Consider the following 18,339-nt stretch of genomic DNA (forward strand, 5'->3'; position numbering starts at 1 on the left):
TACTACCCACAACGGATAACGGGGTTGGGTGCGGAAATCTCGAATTTGTTGCAGATGCGCTATCAAGCTCATTACACTAACGTAGACAACGACTACCTCTCCATTTTCTTCATGCTCTTTTTTCTCTCACCAATGAATCAGCCCTGCCCTTAAAAAGGGGGATATCCACCGTCTAAGCGTCTTGATTAGGCATTTTCAGACGTCCTCTAAGCCTTGGTTGGCTACGAAAGTCTGAGCCTGAAATAAAGTTGTTTTTTTACAGCGCCTGATATTAAAAAAATTGAATTAACCTAGCTGAGCGAAGGAACTTGGTTTAGGTGATTCAAAATTTCTCCAACTAATTGCCTTTGTTTTGGAGAGAGTTTTTCCCAACTCTTACCCCAAAGGTCTATCATTTTTTTGTTAATATCATCATCGTATTTAGCAGCTAGGCGTGTGGAATTATTCATAGTTAGCCCCCGGTTATCTTTAAGCGGGATATTGGGTAACGCTCTGACGTGCTTATATTGAGGGAAATAGCTGGAAGCGGCCGATCGATTATTAGATTTGGCATTTCGTCAAGAAGGGGCGTAGCTTGTATCCTTAGCAAAGGAAAGCACCTAGCTCATCGGTTTCCTTACAACATCTAAATCAAGTAGCCTCGATTTCCAAGCCTGTAATATAAACAATAAATGCGATCGCTATCGGAGTTCTGTACGCTTCCAGACAAAAAAACCAAATGAAAAAGATGTCGTCAGCAAATCTAATCGCTCCCCTTACCTAGCAATCGATCGTACTCGTTTTTAATCACCCCATAACACTCGCAAGCGGTTGCTTCCAATTTCGCCCGATCGAGGATGGTGATTTTACCACGGCTGTAACAGATCATTCCAGCTTGGCTTAGGATGCCAGCAGCTACCGTGACACCGGAGCGGCGTGCGCCTAACATATGAGAGAGAAATTCCTGAGTCAGCGGTAGCATGTCTGATTCCATGCGATCTTGGACGTTGAGCAGCCAACGGGCAAGTCGCTCCTCTATCGTATGCAGGCGGTTGCAGGCAGTAGATTGGCAGGTGTGAGTAAATAGCGCTTGCGTGTAGCGCAGCAGCAAGCTGTGAAGTGTACCACCCCGGTTGAACTCGGTTTTCAGATGCTCGGCTTTCATCCGCATGGCAGTACCTGGAATTTGCACCATCGCTTGGTTGATCGTGGTGTTGCCTCCCCAGCATACGGGAAGACCGACTATGCCTTCTTTGCCCACCAGACCTGCTTCGACTATCGTGCCGCTTTCCATGAAGGTGAGCAAAGAACACAATCCCTGATTGAAAAAATAGACGTGTTCAATCAATTCGCCAGCGTCGTAGAGAACTTGCTCACGCGATAGAGAGACAAGTTCCAAGTGGGGAATAAGGCGCTGGTACTCGGTTTCAGGTAGGGCGGCGAGTAGTTGATTTTTTATTGGGAGGGATTGGGATGACATTAGGAGGCTCCGTATGTAGTCGCGTGTTTAGAACAAAACAACTCACGGCACAAGGAGAGCAATTGATAACCTGACCCGAATGTCAAAAGCGTAGTCTCTAAAAATGAAGTTGCACGCTGTTTAGTTATAGTAGCGTATGCAGTGTAAGCAGCGATCGCTTATGTTCATTGGGAGCCTGCAAAACGCAAAGGCTAATAATAGACCTCTTGTATAAATGCCTCGAACTAAAGTATTCGCAAAGCGAGAAGCAAGCTACAGGCTTAAAGCTAAAACCCGTTAAAACGGGTTGAAAATGTTTGCCAGTCAGCTTTAGCTGACTTTAGCTTTCAGCCCGTCTATGTAGGGGCTGAATGAGTGCAAGAGGTCTAATATAAAGCCTTGCGTTGTGCAGGCTTTGTTTGTTCGCCCTTGACTTTAGCCGCCCTTACATTTTTACAAGCATTGGGATGCTCCCATTTTCTATTCCCCCAGTTTTAGGCGTTCCCGCTCCAAGTAATCGGGGGAATCGGATAAAATGACGAGTTGGAATAATTAGAGCGAATTTTAGTTTCTTCGTCCAGCACTTTTTCCACCTTGTTGTAAATTTCTTCTGCCTGTTGCATGGAATCGCCAATACTGGTTAATCCCAGCTTGCCGAATTCGGAAAGACAACCCATGAGATGGAAAACGGTGCCTGTTTCAGTACCAGTATCAAAGTGCAATTTGTGATGGGCAATGATATCCATTAAGTCGTTTGGCAGCAGTCCCCGGTAACGGTCTTTTTGCAGATTGTCGGTGGCGATGTAGTATTTTGGGCGACCTTGTTTGCTGTAAAATAAACCAGTCGAGAGGTCGTAGCGACCGTTGGTTAACAGCTTGAGGGTCATAAAAGGATGGGTAGTGCCGCCTTTTCGCAGATTAATTTCTATTGCTTGCAACTCCCATTGTCCCTCTTCTGCGTCAGGGTGGCGAACGGCGACAAAATCAACGCCGAAGCGTTCTAATGCTCCTTTCTCTGCTAGTTTCTTGCCTACTTTTAATCCCAATTCTTGCAAGCGCAATCGATAAGTTTCATCGGCTGGGAAGCGACAACCAAGGTAAATTTGACCGTCAGGGCCTCCTAAAATTTGGTCGTGAGTTGAGAGGATTTCTACTTTTCCATCGGGTGTGATGCGACCTTGAACGCTGGGACTCCGCTTAATGTCTCCTTCAACGAAAGCTTCTACAATGGCTCCTAATTCTGGGATGCGACTAGAAAAGTTTTCCCAGGTTTCAGCTTTGGCTTGAAAGCCGAGAAATGGCAAGCGATCGCTTATTGCCTCCATTCGTTCTTTATGGGAAGCTTTCTGGGGTGCTAGTTCCTGAATGGGTCTTAAGTCCAGAATTGCATTCGCTTCACCAGAAATTCCTTCATTGAGTTTGACAACCATTCGCTGTAAAGTCGGCTGTCGTTCCCATAAATCGACTGCTGCTTGTGTCAGTTCTTGAGCATTCCAGACGCTACTGCTACCGTCGGGATGAGGAACCCCACTCTCTGCAAATATTTGCCGAGAGCCACTTTTAGTTCCCCAATCCTGCAAATCCGGATCGCAAGCATACAATGGTACGCCCAGTGCTAGAGACAGTTCCCTTTCCCAAGGGCTACTGTTGTAACAAATCATATAAGACTTTTCTAGCTGCAAGGCTTGCCGAATTCGCTCCATTAAGCGGGGACGCTCTAAAATTTTTTGAGTTAGAGGTTTGAGGGAGGAGTCGTAAGCGGAAAGTAGCAGCAAGCGATCGCGTGCATGAGAAAACGGAATTCCCGGTAGCAGTTGTAAATAGTAATCAATTACGCTGGGATGCAACGGTTGGGAGGTAACGTAGATTAGCCTGGTTCGGGGGTTATGCAGGCGAATTAACGAAAATAAAAGTCGCTCCTCGTAGTGATGAGATCCTTCAATTTTCAGCAGTTCTCGCTGATCGATGCTCAAAGAAGGAATCACCACAATATCAGCATCGCTGTTGTCAAAAAGTTCGGTAGTATGCCAAACTTCGCGCAGCTGGTTTTGAAGATGTCGGAATTGCTCCGCCAGATCGGCGGTAGTCACATTTTGTGTTACCAAAGTATTTGCCTTGCTCCCATCGCGCCCCATAATTGCGATTTTACCTAGATAACAGGCAAAATATCGGTTTTACGACACAAAACTGTAAGTCGGTTTTCCCAAAAAAGGCAATTTAACTCGACGAGGTGCGTTAGGGGTTGCTTTCCATGCGTTGACCATCATCAAAAATCAAGTCAGTGGGAGGTGTGGGGGTTCCCACCAATTTTCAACCGCGGCGTGGGATATTGTCTGGTTTGCCGTCCTGGGACGTCCTCTAAGTTTTCTTTTGACTATAAATTTAACGTTTTTAAAATAGAGCTGGAATCTGTAATTATTTTGAACTCAAAATAGTGATGTATAAATATATGCCTGAAGCTTCTACTTACCTAATTCAATAAAATGGCAATAAATCTTTTTAAAGCATCTTTGACGGCAAACCAATCTTTGTCCTTTACCAGTAGCTTACCATTTTTTCCCTTTTCATTCCTCAAGATTGTTTGCGCGATCGCATCCAATTTATCTTCTGACATCTCTGCTGTGCCAACTTGATCGCGTAACTCATAGATACAACTATTACGTAACTCCTGCTGTATATATTCCAGTTCTTGACAATACTCTTTTGTCCGCTGTATTTCCAAATTCAGCTCTTGTTTTAGTTCCTCCACTTCTTGTGTTAGACTCTTCACCTGTTCGCGTGATATCTCCAATTCCTCTTCAACTGCTGAAACTTCTGCCTCAAAACTGCTTTCTTCACTAAAGCAATGCTCATTGCTTTTTCGAGCGTTTCTGACTAATAAATCAATCGTTTTACTAGGGTTATCTTGCTGGTTAAGCCAGTCTATAGTTTCCGGCAAAAGTCTAAGTATTTTTGTGTAAATCCTAGTACGATAATTAAGCATATATTCAACCTCCTTGATTGCCTAAAAATCTTTATTTACTGTTATTTATTACTAGCTTTATCCACTTAATAATCATAATATCTTCCATCCAGGGGAAGATATTACGAGCGGGTTGCGCCAATTTTAATACAATTTATTTTACTTAACTTAGATATAAATAGTCTTAAATAGAAGATATCTCTAGAGAATTTAAAAAGCTTGCATTATTTTCCAAATTACATCTACAAGCGAGTTATTGCCAAAATACTTGACCCGCCCGGAATCAATTTTCCCGCTGTAGGAACGAGATCGCCCTTGTCTCTACATACATTTTAATGTATGTAGAGACAAGGGCGATCTCGTCTGTTTGTTTGTCGATTAAAAAAGAACTGAATTCCTTTATCAGTCCTATGAAAGAGGACTCTTAACGAGAAACCGAATTATTTTCACGCTTCCAATTCCTCCACCAATTTAGGCACTGCTTGTGTCAAAACCTCATGTCCTGACTCAGTGACTAAAACATCATCCTCAATCCGGATACCAATCCCGCGCCACCTGTCATCTATCGCTGGCTGTCCTTCGACAGGTTGCACATCAAGTCCAATATAAAGTCCCGGTTCCACTGTCAGCACATGACCGGGTTGCAAACTTTGCCAGACTTCCTCGCCGTGCTTGTAAACACCTGCATCGTGGACATCTAACCCCAGCCAGTGTCCGGTACGGTGCATATAAAAAGGTTTGTATTTCTCTTCTTTGATGATTTCTTCAATATCACCCGCCAGAAGTCCCAAATCCATCAAACCTTCTACCAGCACCCGCACTGCTGTATCGTGAAATAAATTATAAGGATTGCCTGGTTGAACTTGCGCGATCGCTTGTAACTGCGCTTCTAATACAATCTCGTAAAGTATCTTTTGTTCTGCCGTAAATTTGCCCCCAAGCGGGAAAGTGCGCGTGATATCCCCGTTGTAATATTGGTAACAACAACCCGCATCAATCAACAGCAAATCATTATCCTGCATCTGCCGATTGTTTTCAATGTAGTGCAGCACGCAGGCATTAGCACCAGAGGCAACAATTGAGGGATAAGCTGGCCCCATCCCACCCCGCTTTCTGAAGATATGTTCTATCTCCGCCTGAATTTCGTACTCATAACACCCTGGTTGCGCGAACTCGCGCGCGTGGTTATGTGCTTCTACTGAGATGTCAGCCGCTCGACGTAACAATTCTAACTCAGCGGGACTTTTTAGCAGCCGCATTGCATGAAGGGCGGGGTTTGTGTCTTCAATGGCAATTGGCCCCGTACCGCGTTTGGGATAACCCGCCATTAAGAGCTGCCAGTGTTTGATAATGGTATCGTTGAAAGCGCGATCGCGTCCTAAATGATAATAAATCCGATCCGCTTTTTCTAAATACTGGGGCAGCTTCTCATCAAGTTCTGCAATCGGGTAAGCTTCATCGGCCCCATACAATTCTTTTGCTGCATCCACACCAACCCGATATCCCGTCCAAACTTCCTTCTCCCGTTCCTTCGGCTGCACAAAGAGAATAAACTTGTGTTCAGCGTGGTGTGGTGCTAAAACTGCCACCGCCTCCGGTTCATTAAACCCCGTCAAGTAAAAAAAATCACTATCCTGCCGGAAAGCGTACTCGACATCGTTGTGCATAACAGCCACTGGCGCACTACGGAATATACCCGTTCCGTTGCCAATTTTTGCCATCAACTGCTGGCGGCGATCGCGGTATTCTGCTTGCATAACCTTAATTCTATTAGGTTTAGGAATTATATCTTTTTATTTTATCGGTTCATTCCTTATCTAATCTTTAAATACAGTAATCTATCTCCACAAAAATTAGCTCATAATTAATAATACAGAGCATTGTCTTATCGATCCTGTTATCCTTTGAGGACAACAGAGTGCTATTTGCGGGTGCAACTACTATAAGCAGAATTCTCCTGTCCGGGCTTTGTAAGACCCGAAAACTGGAGATCAGGGTAATCAAATAAATATTTTACACACTTGTATCATTTTACACCCGCATAACCAAACACAAGAGGCACCAATGGCTCACTTTTCTATCAAGGAACCAGATGAAGTAACCGATTTAAAAGTTAAGGAAGTTTACGACGAAATTTTAACAGAATTAGGGTTTGGCATCGTTCCCAACATTTTCAAATCGATGGCTATCAATCCCGACTTATTAGAAGCCAACTGGAAAAAGTTTCGCGCCACTATTCTCAAGGGAGACGTACCCCGTACCCTCAAAGAAATGATTGGGGTCGCCATCTCCCAAGCCAATAATAGTCCCTATGCCTTAAACGTTCATCTGCATGGATTATCAGCCCTGGGGATGAGTGAAGAAGTCCTCAAGACCTTAGTTTCAGACTTTGCTGCTTGTCCGCTACCAGCCCGTGAAAAAGCCGTAATCACCTTTGGCTTAAAAGCCGCCACCAAACCGCACGATTTAACTGACGCAGATTACCAGCAGTTGCGTTCGTTGGGGTTAGACGAGTCAGAAATTTTCGAGATTATTGGCACAGCTGACTTATTCACCAGCATAAACCGCTATACGGACGCGATCGCCCTGGAAATCGACTCATTATAAATTTACAATCACCCTATCCTCCCAACTCCATGAATGGCAATGGGCTGGAAAAGCAAGAACGCGAACCACTGCTGCTGATAGCCCGCCGTCTGCTGGCTGAAACTCAAGCGCTATCGACCCGCATCGCCGCCGTGAATGAAATTGCCACAGCGATCAATCGTTCCCTTAATCTAGATGAGATTTTGCGAGTCGTAGGCAAACAAGCCAAATGGTTGCTAGATTTTGAGCATTGTAGCGTCTACATCTGTCATAGCAATTCTTGTCGGCTAGTGACATTGTTTGGTTCTCCTGTGGAATTGGACGCGGCTAGCATCATAGAGGATAGTCCTCTGGGGCGTGTCATGAAAACGGGTCAACCGCAACTAATTAAAGAAGGTTCAACGGCAGCTTTTTTAGCACCCTACGCCTCCCAGCTGATTATCCCATTGGTAAGCGATCGCTCTTTAGTAATGGGTACAATCAACTTTGCCACGACTTTACCGAAAGCTTACACGCTGGAAGATGTGCGGATCGGCTATTTACTAGCTTTGCAAATATCAGCAGCAATTCGCAACGCCAACTGTTTTGAAGAGTTAAATCAGCTAAATGCTCAACTAGAGGCAGAAAAACGCAAATCTGACCAACTACTATTAAATATCCTGCCAGCAGGTGTTGCTGATGAACTGAAAAGCACAGGTAGAGTAAAACCTGTTTATTATGAATCCGCCTCAGTTCTATTTACCGACTTCAAGAACTTCACGAAATTAGCCGAACAACTGCCACCCCAAGAGTTAGTAGATGAACTAGATTATTGCTTTTCTGCTTTCGATATGGTAACTGAAGGACAGAATCTAGAAAAATTAAAAACAATTGGTGACAGTTATATGTGTGTTGGCGGAATCCCCACTCCCAACCGCACCCATGCGATTGATGCCGCCCTAGCCGCCTTACAAATTCGAGAATTTATGCAATGGCGGCGACAAGAAAAAATTCAAAACAATCATCCCTACTGGGAAATTCGCATCGGTATTAACTCAGGTTCATTATTAGCAGGTGCAATCGGACACAAGAAGTTTGCTTATGATGTTTGGGGAGATACTGTTAATATTGCATCCAGAATGGAATCATCTGGTGTTTCCGGAGGCATTAATATTTCCGAAACAACTTTTCAGTTAATCAAAGATTTTTTTGAATGCGAATATCGGGGTAAAATCGATGCAAAAAATAAAGGTGACATCGATATGTATCTTGTCACCCGTATCAAAGAAAATTTATCTTTAGATCCCAGGGGTTTGTTACCCAATGAGAAATTTAATCAACTTTATTCAGTTATTAGCGAGTAGTCCTCGTTCCCAGGCTGAGGCGGGGAACGAGGATGTAATTTAAAATTTATAACTCATCAATGCGATCGCGCTCCCATTACTCGGCAAATCTCCTGGCTTAATCGTCAGCGTGTCACCAACACGACGTATCGGCATCCCATCAACCAATGCCAAAAACTCATCCACAGCCACAATATCGCACTTAGCAGGATCGGCAGCTTGCGTCCGGTAATGCGTCGGAATCACCAACTTCGGATTGAGAACTTGTATCGCCTGCTTTGCTTCCGTCGGCGTGTAAGCTTTCGCGCCGCCGCCCACAGGAACCAGCACTACATCAGGACGCCCCATGAGAATTTTCTGCTCAATCTCAATCGGTGCCGCCGCACCCCCCAAATGCAGAACATTAATTCCCCCTTGCGTCCAACGCCAAGCCACATTCGTCCCAAAACGTCGTCCGCCCTCGCGGTCTTTGCTAATGCTAATCCCTTGAAGTTTTAAATTATCAACTTGATAAGCTCCCGGTTCGTAGATTAATTTCGGATTCCCCGGTAGCCCTTCCACCCCGCCTTCATCAAGCAATAGACTGCTGACTAACACCAAATCTGCCGCCACCTTAGATGAACGATAGCCAGATGTGCAGCCCAAATTCTGAAAGGGATTCACCAGAACTCGTTTGCCGCCCCCAGTGAACAAAAAGCTGGTATGCCCCAGCCACTTAATAGAAAGTGAATCACCAGATGTCTGCGCCTGATAACTTTCAAATCCAGAAGCCAAGCCTGTTCCTAAAGCTGCAAGCAAGCCCGCCCCAGCATACTGGATCAACTGTCGCCGTTTCATCAAGATTTAGTCCTTAGTCATTAGTTCTTTACTAATAGCTAATAGTCAATAGTAATCAACAATTAGCTATTAGCTATTAGCTTCTAAAGTGATTCCAGAAAGTTTCGCAACAACTGCTTTCCTGAAGTCGTTAAAATACTCTCTGGATGAAATTGGACGCCCTGAATATGCGGATAGTTCCGATGCCGAACGCCCATGATTGTGCCATCCTCCACCCAAGCCGTAATTTCTAGGACATCTGGGCAGGTTTGGCGGTCAATCACCAAACTATGATACCGGGTAGCGGTAAAAGGATTGTCTAATCCTTTAAACACGCCCGTATCTGTGTGATGAATGGGAGAAGTTTTTCCGTGCATCAACATTGGCGCAGAAACCACCTCACCACCGAAAACCTGACCAATACCTTGATGGCCCAGGCAAACGCCTAAAATTGGCACAGTGGAGCCTAGTTCTTGAATGAGTTGTTGGGAAACTCCAGCATCTTCCGGACGGCCTGGGCCCGGAGAAATCACGATTCCATCTGGCTTAGCAAGGCGGATTTGCTCCAGAGAGATTTGGTCATTTCTATATACCTGAATCTCAGACGCTACAGGCAGTTGTGCGCCCAGCTCTCCCAGGTACTGTACTAGGTTATAGGTGAAACTGTCGTAGTTATCAATAACGATAATCAAACTTTATCACTCCTTCTTGGCTCAATCCTCAGCACTTTTTTAGCGCAGCGCCGACTGAATCAAAGCTACAAGTGGGGGTAGCATTAGCGAAGTGGCTACCAACACTGACACCAGCGCCGAAATCAGAACAGCACCAGCGGCACAGTCTTTGGCAATTTTGGCAAGTTCATGGTAGGACTGCTTAACCGTTAAGTCAACGACCGACTCAATCGCGGTATTTAATAATTCCATTGCCAGCACCAGCCCAATTGTCAAGCCAATCACCGCCATTTCCACGGGTTGGAGATGCAAAAAGACACATATAGCGATCGCTCCTGTGCCTATGACTACATGGATGCGAAAATTGCGCTGGGTAACAAAAGCATATCGGAGTCCAGCCCAAGCATATTTAAAACTAATCAGTAAGTTGGGAGCAATTCGCCAAGATAAATCCCGGTTTGGTTTCACCACATCAGAGCAGTTAATCGAAGGTGTTGAAAGTTCTTGAGGCATGGCAGCGTTTTTTTCTTGCCTAAAGGAAATTAACCATTGATCCAGCTTCATAACCGGGAAACTCCAATCCGGGATACGAACAATTGCATCAACCTAGAATATTACAACTTGCGGCTGTTGGATCTAATTCAGCTGGATATCAAGACCAATAATCTGAAGTAAAGTTTCCTGCTGATTTAACATTTCACTTAAGCTATCTTCATCGGGATGATCCCAGCCGAGAAGATGTAGCAAGCCGTGAGCAGCTAACCAAGCTAGCTCGGTTTTTAATGGATGTCCTTGTTGTTGAGCCTGGCGAATTGCCGTATCCACAGAGATCGCGATATCCCCCAGATACAGAGGCGTATCCTCCATTAATTCAACTGGTTGAGGACAGTCTACCTCTAAGGAGGCAAAAGCCAGCACATCTGTCGGTTTATTTTGCTGACGGTACTGAGAATTAAGCGCCTGCATTTCCTCATCGTCGGTGAGGCGCAGACTCAGTTCGTAAGCATCCGCTGGTGGAATATCCGGGTGCAGACTTTCCATCCAGCGATAAAACCAGATTTCCCAAGTTTCCGGAGCGATTCCCTCCGGGATAGCTTCGCCTGCGGCTGCACTGGAAGAGAAAAAACAATCTTGTACGCTGACTTCAACTTGCACTTTTGTCTAACTTGTCGTTAACGAGTAATGTAGGACAAACCAATCAGAACAGCCAACAAACCAACGGTTGTCAGTGCGAAGTGTTGCAAAGAAGTACCCCGCTTTCGCACCATGTTTCGCATTGCCAGCTTAACGTAGCTGGGTTTAGCTTCGGTCGAAGCTGCTGGCGATTCTGGCAAGTTTTCTGAATTTTGTTGTGCCACTGGTGACGGTGAGGATGGGTTACTCATGAGAAGCGTTTACTTAAGGTCAAAGAGTGAGAAACCATTGTTTCCCTAAATCTAACAGTTTGTTTCTCTATTAAGGGGATTATCTAGCTATCTTCCAGAGTGAGCCTGGAAATGCCGATGTGAGGCAGTCACCTTTCACGATCAACTGGGGAGGCAGAACGTCTCTTGTGAGCGTTCCCAGGCTGAGCCTGGGAACGAGAAGCCTACACCTATTTAAGCCAGTTGATTTTCTTGGCGCAGATAAGCTTCAATGAACGGGTCAATTTCGCCGTTCATCACATCAGCGATCGCAGTCGTTTCCACTCCCGTCCGCAGATCCTTTACCATCTGGTACGGATGGAAGACGTAGTTACGAATTTGGTTGCCCCAAGCTGCCTCCACCATATCGCCGCGAATGTCGGCAATTTCCTTGGCGCGTTGCTCTTGGGCAACAATCAGTAACTTAGCCTTGAGGATGGCAAGACCTTTTTCTTTGTTTTGCAGCTGACTTCGCTCCTGGGTACAGCGCACGGCAATCCCAGTGGGAATGTGAACAATCCGCACCGCCGTTTCCACTTTGTTGACATTTTGCCCACCTTTGCCACCAGCTCTGGTAGTAGTGATTTCCAGATCCTTGTCTGGAATGTTCAAAGTGACCGATTTATCCAGAGTTGGCATCACTTCCACCCCAGCAAAGCTAGTTTGCCGCTTGTCGTTGGCGTTGAAAGGCGATATCCGCACCAGTCGGTGAGTTCCTTTCTCTGCCTTCAGGTAGCCATAAGCATAACGCCCGTCAATTTCCAAAGTGGCAGATTTTATCCCGGCTTCATCTCCCTCTGATATTTCCGCTAAGGTGACTTTGTAGCCGCGATCTTCTGCCCAACGGGTGTACATCCGCAGCAACATTTCCGCCCAGTCTTGAGCGTCTGTACCGCCTGCACCAGCGTTAATACTCAGCACTGCTCCGCTTTGGTCGTATGTACCAGAAAGCAGCTGTTGCAACTCCCAGCGGTCGAGTTCCTGATTGAGCTTGGTAACGTTAGTTTCCGCTTCCGCGAGGAGTGCTGTGTCAGTTTCTAACTCCAGCAGTTCTACGACAGCCTTAGCATCTTCGAGATTGTTTTTCCAATCCTCAAATTGCTGTAAGTGGGATTTCAGGTCATTGAGTTCTTGGAGAGTTTTCTGTGCAGCAGTTTGGTCATCCCAAAATTCCGGTTGAGCTGCCAATTGCTCCAGGTCTTGAATTTTAGCAGTCAATGCAGGAACGTCAAAGATAGTCCTGAGTTTTACCCAGGCGATCGCACAACGTTTCGACTTCTCGTTTAATGTCTAGTAGTTCAATCATTGTTTCGAGCTTTTTCCGATGAGCGCTTGGTAGTAAAGTTGCACTCTTTTCGATCTTAGCTGGAGTCTTTACTTTCTATGTATAAGAAAAAACCGTAGCTTTTCATATTTAAGCCACGGTTTCAAGCTTATTTTAGTTCGCCTAACCTTTTGCCTATTAATCGCGGCTATTAAGCGGGATCATCAAGCGCAAAATGAAAATGAACAGGTTGATGTACGTTAAATACATCGACAAAGCAGCAGGCAGATACTCATCGTTGCGGTAGGTGCGAGGCAGGATGTAGAAATCTACCACAGCAGCACCTGCAAACAAAAACACGCCAATGCCAGAAATGGCAATTTCTAGCCAGGTGGGTGTATAGATACCAAAGAAGGACAACAGCAGCTGACCCACTAGCACAACAATTAGGGCAATAATGCCTAGCTGTACAGTTTTAGTCAAAGCCATGCCGTCTTGGTCAGACAGGTTAGAACCAATCTGCCGTGCTGCAATAAAGGTAATGCCGCAACCGAGGGCAGCAAAACCAATTCCTTGCAAACCGACTCCAGATGTCCTCAACGCGATGAACAACAACCCACTCAGGGTATAGCCAGACAGCAAGCTGTAGGTAGCCAAAAGCGGCAGAGCAACGCTCTTGTTACCTTTTGCGGCAACGTTTTGGGCAACGAAGAAGAGAGCAAATTCTGCAATCAGCGCCACCTAGAAGGTTGGCATGAATATCTCTGGATTGGAACGGAGAACGCCAAGACCCCCGTAGCTGCCAAGTGCGGTTAAAACAAGTCCAGCGCCTACGTAGGGTAGGGCATTGGCAATCACATTGGGGCCAACGAGCGCGTGATTTTTAGCCTCACGTATCGCTTGACGGAAGTTGCTGGTGTTACTCATGGGACTTCCTCAGAACTAAACCAATAATTTACAAAAAAGGATTACCTTCCAATTCAATTGTGGTGTAGACCTTAAGTCTTCTGCTACTGGGTTCCCACTCAAGGATCTCGCGGCTTGTTTTAAGAGCCTAATTTCATGTCCATCCCTAATAGGGATTTAGATTGCTGCCTCGGTGAGACTGTACATCAATTTAGCCATAGACAGCTCTATAGACAAGCTCCGGCGGAACCAAGGCGCAATTTACGTATATATGCTGACATTTGGGAGGAAGTCCTCTGTGAATTCCGTAATCCAACGATGGTGTGTAGCTCCGCCTCTAAAGAAAATAAGTTCAGGTGAAACGAAAAATACATAGCGATCGCCCAATTTCCTAAACGGGCTGGTATTACAGAGGCTTTGACAATGGCGACTCAACCTTCTTGCAGCTCCGATTCGATGGAACTTTTAATTAAATACTACAGAAATCCATCCGTCGAAGTTCGCAATCGACTGGTGGAGTTAAATATGGGACTGGTGAGGAAAATTGCTCACCGAGTCAGCTATCAGTGTTCTGAACCTTATGAAGATTTGGAACAACTCGGCTATCTCGGTTTGATGCGGGCGATTGAGCGATTCAACCCTCATCAAGGGTATGCTTTTAGCTCCTTCGCGGTTCCTTACATTCGCGGTGAGATGCTGCATTTTTTGCGCGACAGGGGCGGCGTGATGAAAATGCCTCGTCGCTGGCAGGATCTCCAGCAAGAAGGGCAAAAAGCGCGTAAAGATTTGGCACAAACTTTAGGACGTTCGCCAAAAGAAGCTGAAATTGCCGAAGCGCTAAAAGTATCGCTGGATGAGTGGAATGAAAGTAAGGTAGCAACTCAAAACTGCCGACCACTAAGTTTAGATACTATCGTTTATCAGCAGTTTGATTTTCAGATTACGTTGGGAGAAACGCTTCCTGACGCTCGCTATCAAAGCTTGCAATATCAAGAAGAAGAACGGCAAGAACTGGAAGGCGCGATGAGCCATCTGGATAACAAAACTAAGGCGGCTATTGATTTAGTGTTAGTACGCGATCTTCCCCGTAAAGAAGCGGCTAAACGCATCGGTGTCAGCCCGATGACGGTGACGCGACATCTGCAAAGAGGTGTGGAGCATTTGGTATCTGTGTTGCAGTCTCAAACTCCAGAACGTTTGGCTAGTTAGAGGTAAAAAGCAATAGGTGGGGTAAATTACCTTTTTTAGAGTAGTCGCCAGTTAAATATTTGTAGAGAGTTTTTAGGGTGGCATACACCCTTTTTTTTTGTTTGCTTTTATACAATTTTTTTGCCCTCACCCTAAACCTTCAGGGCGAGGGCATTTTTACAATCCGGAAAATGCACAGATATTTTACGCAGTTGTATACTTGGTTTGGGTAAGTTGGGATAAATTACCGTTGGTTACATCAGATATTTAAGAGGTAATTTATGCAGCCATTGTTAGTTATTGTCATCAATTAGGATGCAAGGTAGTTGCTATTGGCGGCATAGCAGATTATGTTCACCTATTAAGTGATTTTACGCTCACCTTGACTATATCTGAATAAAGCTAAAGGCAGTTTTTCCCATCTAGTTACCCATGAAATAAAACCTCAATAATTTTTCAAATGGTAAGGTGGTTACGGTGCATTTAAAGTTAGTCACCACAACATCTATCAAGTAGCTAACTACATCCGCAACCAAGCCAGCCACCATCACCAAAAATCCCTCATCCCCGGCTGGGAAACACCGTATAAAAAATTTTATACAGCGTGCGAAGGTACGCTTCATTCGTATAGCCCAACGCCTAAAGGCGTGGCTACATTTTACCCAACGCTACCACCGCATTCTGTCCTCCGAAACCAAAGCTAAAACAAAGCACCCGCCGAATCTCAGCCGGACGCGACACTGTAACTAAATTCAAATCAAATTCAGCTTCTTTCAACCCGACACACGGTGGTAAAATTTGCTGCTGCAATGCCATCAGGCTAAAAGCTGCACCCAAAGCTCCTGATGCTCCCAGTGTATGACCTGTGGCTCCTTTGGTGGAACTAACTGGAACTGCTTGGGGAAACAACTGCCTAATTAGCTGTGCTTCGTTTTGGTCATTTAGCTGGGTAGCTGTACCGTGGGCGTGAATGTAATCGATGTCAGATGGGGAAAGGTGGCTGCGTTCTAAGCATTGTTTGATAGCCGCGATCGCGCTTTTCCCTCCAGGCTCCGGTGCATTAGCATGATAAGCATCTGCTGTCAATCCGAATTCCAGCACCTGACCATAAATCTGTGCTGACCGTCGCTTGGCTAAATCCGCTGATTCAAGTACCAACACAGCAGCCCCTTCTCCCAAGACCAATCCTTCTCGGTGTCGGTCGAAAGGATAAGCGCCAGATTGGGCTAAAGCACCCATCTGCTTAAATCCAGACAGGGTCAATGGTGTAATTGGGGCTTCCACCGCCCCAGCAATGACTTGCTGACACTGCCCAGATTTTATCAAGTGGAAGCCTTGCGCGATCGCCCAAATTCCAGTTGCACAAGCCGCCATTGGTGCCAATACCGCGCCTGTTGCCCCGATAGACCTTGCGGATGCGATCGCATTCATATGCGGCAGCGCCTCCAACCATTGCTTTCCTAGCCCCCCCTTATCAAAGGGGGGTTGGGGGGGATCTGCCCGATAAAACTCCCGCGCCAATTTCTCCCAAGATGCCTGATGAGAGCGACTAGAGCCAATTACCACGCCACAATCAGGCAAGGGTGCAACCAAAGCAGCATCTTGCAACGCCGCAGCGACAACCAGCCCAGTTAAAGTTTCTAACTGGGCTGGTTGTTTGCCTATCAGCGCCAAGGGACGCGGGGAAAGTTCCCCAAAAGGTTGATGCAGCTGAATACCAGATTTACCCAATATTAGCTCTTGCCAGCTGGACTCTAAGCTTGTACCTAAAGCTGAAATCAAACCAATTCCAGTGACAACAACTTCCACCATTCAAAAAGCTATTAGCTATTAGCCATTAGCTATTTTTTCAGGTTTTCGGCACCCTTGGTTACTTTAGCTGATTCAATGCGATCGCCTTGCTGAATCTTGTCAACCACATCCATTCCTTGAGTGACGTTGCCAAATACAGCATAGTCGCCATCCAGAAATGGTAAATCTGCTAAAGCGAAGTAAAACTGCGACGAAGCTGAGTCAGGCATAGATGAACGAGCCATAGCCACAGCACCGCGAGTATGGCGCAATTCTGGTACAGCCGAAACCCTTGCACTCTTTAATGTTTGACCGATGACGGGCTTATCTGCCCCTTTCGGCGTGATTTCCAAAGGAACGTAACGCGCTTGATTCGTTGTTGGATCGATAAAACTACCCGTTCCCAGCCGTTCTGTTGGGAAATTAGGGTCTTTACCTTGTGGGTCGCCACCTTGGACGACAAAGGGTTGCGGTTCCCGTACTACCCGGTGAAACACCAGACCATCGTAGACACCGCGCTGGACTAAATCTACAAAATTCCCCGCTGTAACTGGGGCCTTAGTTCCATCGACTTCAATCGTAATCGGCGAGCCATTAACCGTCATAACTACGGTGGCTTTACCTTCTAGGCGGGGCAAATTGCTCATTGGACTACTCGCTGTAGTGGCAGGTGTGGTGGTCGTTTCAGTCGCTAAATTGGTGGAGTCCGAGGAAGCAGCCTGTGGTGTGGCACATCCTCCTAATATCAGTCCCCCAATCATAAACAGTGATATTAACCAGTGACGAAGTTGTATCTGCATTTTCACTTCCCCTAATTGTGTAGCCAGAGCTACTGAATCATCTTATGCAGATATGGGATAGCTCAACCAAGATATTTACAGACCTTCGATCGGCACTTCTAAGAAACGAGCCAGCTCTGCTCCCTGATTTTCCAGGGCTGACAGGGATATCGGTTCACCTACTCTGGTCAGAGTAATATCTCGGCGTCCCTTGACGCGCAGATAAATCGCTCGACGGGGGTTAAGTCCTTCTTTAATCTCCACTCGAACTGCTTGCACGTCTTGTGTCCGGCAGGTGATTTCAATCTGGCGGTTTTTCCCTGGAAAGCCCCACCGGAAGATCCGAACGAATCCTGTCTCTTGATTAAACTCGTTGTAACCGCCGCCTACGTCCAAAATGATGACTAGCCACAGGTAAATAGCTAGGAGCAAACCGCAGATACCGTAGAAACCCATTGCTATGCCTTGAGGGATGAAAGTTAGCTGGGTGGGGTCAGCAAAGGGCAGCAGATTCACTTTCAGGTAGCTAGAAATTCCAGCCAGCAGGAAGCCAGTAGCTCCTACAGAGACTACGGTTGCCCACCAGTAGTTACTCAAGCGGCGAGAGCCTAAAACTTTTTGACGGAGAACGCGGGAAGGAGTGGTTGTTGTCGGTGCAGTCATGAAATAAAGCTCCAAACAGAGCCAGAGTTGTTAAGGCAAGATTTTTAAGATCGCTCTGATTCAGATTATCCAGCGAAAACAGGGATTTATGCTATTGATGCGAATAATTTGACTTTGGCAGGGATTAATGAGAATTACGTGTCAGATTGTAAAAATTCTGATATTTTTTTATCATAGAGAACACGCGCTCATACCCCAACGATTTAGTCTTGGAGGAAAAAGCGCATAATTGCCAAACAACAGTAGCCTGAAACCTGACAACAGGGCAACAGGTTAGTCAAAGTTGACACGCAGGGAAATAAAGCTAGTTTGTCTATTGAAGACAGACACTAGACAAAATTCTCTATAAAAGCCCAATGCGCTCTGGCGTGGGTGGTGTCAAAAAAAAATGTTAATTCCTCCGAGTTGAAGCAATAGTAAGAGGATTTGAAATGACAATTGCAGTCGGACGCGCTACTAACGAACGGGGTTGGTTTGACTCCGTAGACGACTGGCTAAAGCGCGATCGCTTCGTCTTCGTCGGCTGGTCAGGTTTGCTACTGTTTCCCTG

At 45.8% G+C, this 18,339-nt stretch carries 17 protein-coding genes and 2 pseudogenes; 4 read left to right on the forward strand and 15 right to left on the reverse strand.

The window, feature by feature from the left end:
* Positions 1–290: 290 nt before the first annotated feature.
* The 5 genes from H6F63_RS00590 to H6F63_RS00610 form a co-directional block, all read right to left on the reverse strand.
* Entirely contained in the window at positions 291–449 is a 159-nt protein-coding gene (locus H6F63_RS00590; RefSeq protein WP_190420178.1) for a hypothetical protein, read from the reverse strand.
* Positions 450–742: 293 nt separating this feature from the next.
* Positions 743–1,459 carry a Crp/Fnr family transcriptional regulator gene (locus H6F63_RS00595; protein ID WP_190634004.1) on the reverse strand — a complete coding sequence of 239 codons (717 nt, stop codon included), beginning with the start codon at positions 1,457–1,459 and terminating at the stop codon, positions 743–745.
* Between the two features lie 473 nt (positions 1,460–1,932).
* Positions 1,933–3,543 (reverse strand): peptide ligase PGM1-related protein, encoded by a 1,611-nt coding sequence (locus H6F63_RS00600; protein WP_347276753.1) that lies wholly within the window; start codon positions 3,541–3,543, stop codon positions 1,933–1,935.
* A 365-nt stretch (positions 3,544–3,908) separates the two neighbouring features.
* Complete coding sequence (locus H6F63_RS00605; protein ID WP_190634008.1) at positions 3,909–4,421, reverse strand: hypothetical protein; 513 nt, start codon at positions 4,419–4,421, stop codon at positions 3,909–3,911.
* Between the two features lie 425 nt (positions 4,422–4,846).
* A complete protein-coding gene (locus H6F63_RS00610; RefSeq protein ID WP_190634010.1) occupies positions 4,847–6,157 on the reverse strand; it encodes an aminopeptidase P N-terminal domain-containing protein in 1,311 nt (436 codons plus the stop codon).
* A 307-nt stretch (positions 6,158–6,464) separates the two neighbouring features.
* Here H6F63_RS00610 and H6F63_RS00615 point away from each other — a divergent pair, with 307 nt between their 5' ends.
* The gene (locus tag H6F63_RS00615; RefSeq protein ID WP_190634012.1) at positions 6,465–7,007 is read left to right on the forward strand and encodes a peroxidase-related enzyme; all 543 of its coding nucleotides are present in this window, start codon (positions 6,465–6,467) and stop codon (positions 7,005–7,007) included.
* Between the two features lie 29 nt (positions 7,008–7,036).
* The gene (locus tag H6F63_RS00620; protein WP_190634013.1) at positions 7,037–8,329 is read left to right on the forward strand and encodes an adenylate/guanylate cyclase domain-containing protein; all 1,293 of its coding nucleotides are present in this window, start codon (positions 7,037–7,039) and stop codon (positions 8,327–8,329) included.
* Positions 8,330–8,368: 39 nt separating this feature from the next.
* Here the strand turns inward: H6F63_RS00620 and H6F63_RS00625 are convergent, their stop codons facing one another.
* The 7 genes and pseudogenes from H6F63_RS00625 to H6F63_RS00655 all read right to left on the reverse strand — a co-directional run bounded on the left by H6F63_RS00625 (position 8,369) and on the right by H6F63_RS00655 (position 13,389).
* Entirely contained in the window at positions 8,369–9,145 is a 777-nt protein-coding gene (locus H6F63_RS00625) for an MBL fold metallo-hydrolase (RefSeq protein ID WP_190444364.1), read from the reverse strand.
* 83 nt (positions 9,146–9,228) lie between these two features.
* Positions 9,229–9,816 (reverse strand): aminodeoxychorismate/anthranilate synthase component II, encoded by a 588-nt coding sequence (locus tag H6F63_RS00630; RefSeq protein ID WP_190422868.1) that lies wholly within the window; start codon positions 9,814–9,816, stop codon positions 9,229–9,231.
* 39 nt (positions 9,817–9,855) lie between these two features.
* Positions 9,856–10,308: a diacylglycerol kinase family protein gene (locus H6F63_RS00635; protein ID WP_190422884.1), complete on the reverse strand. Its 453-nt coding sequence runs from the start codon at positions 10,306–10,308 to the stop codon at positions 9,856–9,858.
* A 123-nt stretch (positions 10,309–10,431) separates the two neighbouring features.
* A complete protein-coding gene (gene ybeY, locus H6F63_RS00640; RefSeq protein WP_190634015.1) occupies positions 10,432–10,950 on the reverse strand; it encodes an rRNA maturation RNase YbeY in 519 nt (172 codons plus the stop codon).
* A 17-nt stretch (positions 10,951–10,967) separates the two neighbouring features.
* A complete protein-coding gene (locus H6F63_RS00645) occupies positions 10,968–11,180 on the reverse strand; it encodes a DUF3285 domain-containing protein (RefSeq protein WP_190444367.1) in 213 nt (70 codons plus the stop codon).
* 213 nt (positions 11,181–11,393) lie between these two features.
* Positions 11,394–12,501 (reverse strand): peptide chain release factor 2 gene (gene prfB, locus H6F63_RS00650; protein ID WP_190634022.1). Its coding sequence is split into 2 segments (ribosomal slippage): positions 11,394–12,428 and positions 12,430–12,501, totalling 1,107 coding nucleotides; the frame shifts between segments, so codons are not numbered across the junction.
* A gap of 159 nt (positions 12,502–12,660) precedes the next feature.
* Positions 12,661–13,389 (reverse strand): annotated as a pseudogene (locus H6F63_RS00655) (Bax inhibitor-1 family protein).
* Between the two features lie 402 nt (positions 13,390–13,791).
* Here H6F63_RS00655 and H6F63_RS00660 point away from each other — a divergent pair.
* Positions 13,792–14,577 carry an RNA polymerase sigma factor SigF gene (locus H6F63_RS00660; protein WP_190422876.1) on the forward strand — a complete coding sequence of 262 codons (786 nt, stop codon included), beginning with the start codon at positions 13,792–13,794 and terminating at the stop codon, positions 14,575–14,577.
* Positions 14,578–15,207: 630 nt separating this feature from the next.
* On the opposite strand, the gene H6F63_RS00665 is transcribed toward H6F63_RS00660, so the two are convergent.
* From H6F63_RS00665 to H6F63_RS00675, 3 genes are all read right to left on the reverse strand, one after another.
* Complete coding sequence (locus H6F63_RS00665) at positions 15,208–16,368, reverse strand: beta-ketoacyl-ACP synthase (protein ID WP_190634017.1); 1,161 nt, start codon at positions 16,366–16,368, stop codon at positions 15,208–15,210.
* A gap of 29 nt (positions 16,369–16,397) precedes the next feature.
* On the reverse strand, positions 16,398–17,147 hold the full coding sequence (locus tag H6F63_RS00670) for a peptidylprolyl isomerase (protein ID WP_190634019.1): 750 nt from the start codon (positions 17,145–17,147) through the stop codon (positions 16,398–16,400).
* A 75-nt stretch (positions 17,148–17,222) separates the two neighbouring features.
* Entirely contained in the window at positions 17,223–17,789 is a 567-nt protein-coding gene (locus H6F63_RS00675; RefSeq protein ID WP_190634020.1) for a photosystem I assembly protein Ycf4, read from the reverse strand.
* Positions 17,790–18,220: 431 nt separating this feature from the next.
* Between H6F63_RS00675 and H6F63_RS00680 the strand changes: the two are divergent.
* A pseudogene (locus tag H6F63_RS00680) lies at positions 18,221–18,339 on the forward strand (photosystem II D2 protein (photosystem q(a) protein)); the annotation flags it as partial.

Origin of the sequence: Trichocoleus sp. FACHB-40 (assembly GCF_014695915.1) — a bacterium.
GTDB classification, from domain to species: domain Bacteria; phylum Cyanobacteriota; class Cyanobacteriia; order Cyanobacteriales; family FACHB-T130; genus Funiculus; species Funiculus sociatus.

What these genes read in the sequence shown, in the direction of transcription:
- H6F63_RS00675 (WP_190634020.1), bottom strand. Translation starts at nt 17,789, where the DNA reads ATGACTGCACCGACAACAACCACTCCTTCCCGCGTTCTCCGTCAAAAA.
- H6F63_RS00665 (WP_190634017.1), bottom strand. Translation starts at nt 16,368, where the DNA reads ATGGTGGAAGTTGTTGTCACTGGAATTGGTTTGATTTCAGCTTTAGGT.
- H6F63_RS00670 (WP_190634019.1), bottom strand. Translation starts at nt 17,147, where the DNA reads ATGCAGATACAACTTCGTCACTGGTTAATATCACTGTTTATGATTGGG.
- H6F63_RS00590 (WP_190420178.1), bottom strand. Translation starts at nt 449, where the DNA reads ATGAATAATTCCACACGCCTAGCTGCTAAATACGATGATGATATTAAC.
- H6F63_RS00605 (WP_190634008.1), bottom strand. Translation starts at nt 4,421, where the DNA reads ATGCTTAATTATCGTACTAGGATTTACACAAAAATACTTAGACTTTTG.
- H6F63_RS00620 (WP_190634013.1), top strand. Translation starts at nt 7,037, where the DNA reads ATGAATGGCAATGGGCTGGAAAAGCAAGAACGCGAACCACTGCTGCTG.
- H6F63_RS00625 (WP_190444364.1), bottom strand. Translation starts at nt 9,145, where the DNA reads ATGAAACGGCGACAGTTGATCCAGTATGCTGGGGCGGGCTTGCTTGCA.
- H6F63_RS00635 (WP_190422884.1), bottom strand. Translation starts at nt 10,308, where the DNA reads ATGCCTCAAGAACTTTCAACACCTTCGATTAACTGCTCTGATGTGGTG.
- H6F63_RS00660 (WP_190422876.1), top strand. Translation starts at nt 13,792, where the DNA reads ATGGCGACTCAACCTTCTTGCAGCTCCGATTCGATGGAACTTTTAATT.
- H6F63_RS00595 (WP_190634004.1), bottom strand. Translation starts at nt 1,459, where the DNA reads ATGTCATCCCAATCCCTCCCAATAAAAAATCAACTACTCGCCGCCCTA.
- H6F63_RS00610 (WP_190634010.1), bottom strand. Translation starts at nt 6,157, where the DNA reads ATGCAAGCAGAATACCGCGATCGCCGCCAGCAGTTGATGGCAAAAATT.
- H6F63_RS00645 (WP_190444367.1), bottom strand. Translation starts at nt 11,180, where the DNA reads ATGAGTAACCCATCCTCACCGTCACCAGTGGCACAACAAAATTCAGAA.
- H6F63_RS00615 (WP_190634012.1), top strand. Translation starts at nt 6,465, where the DNA reads ATGGCTCACTTTTCTATCAAGGAACCAGATGAAGTAACCGATTTAAAA.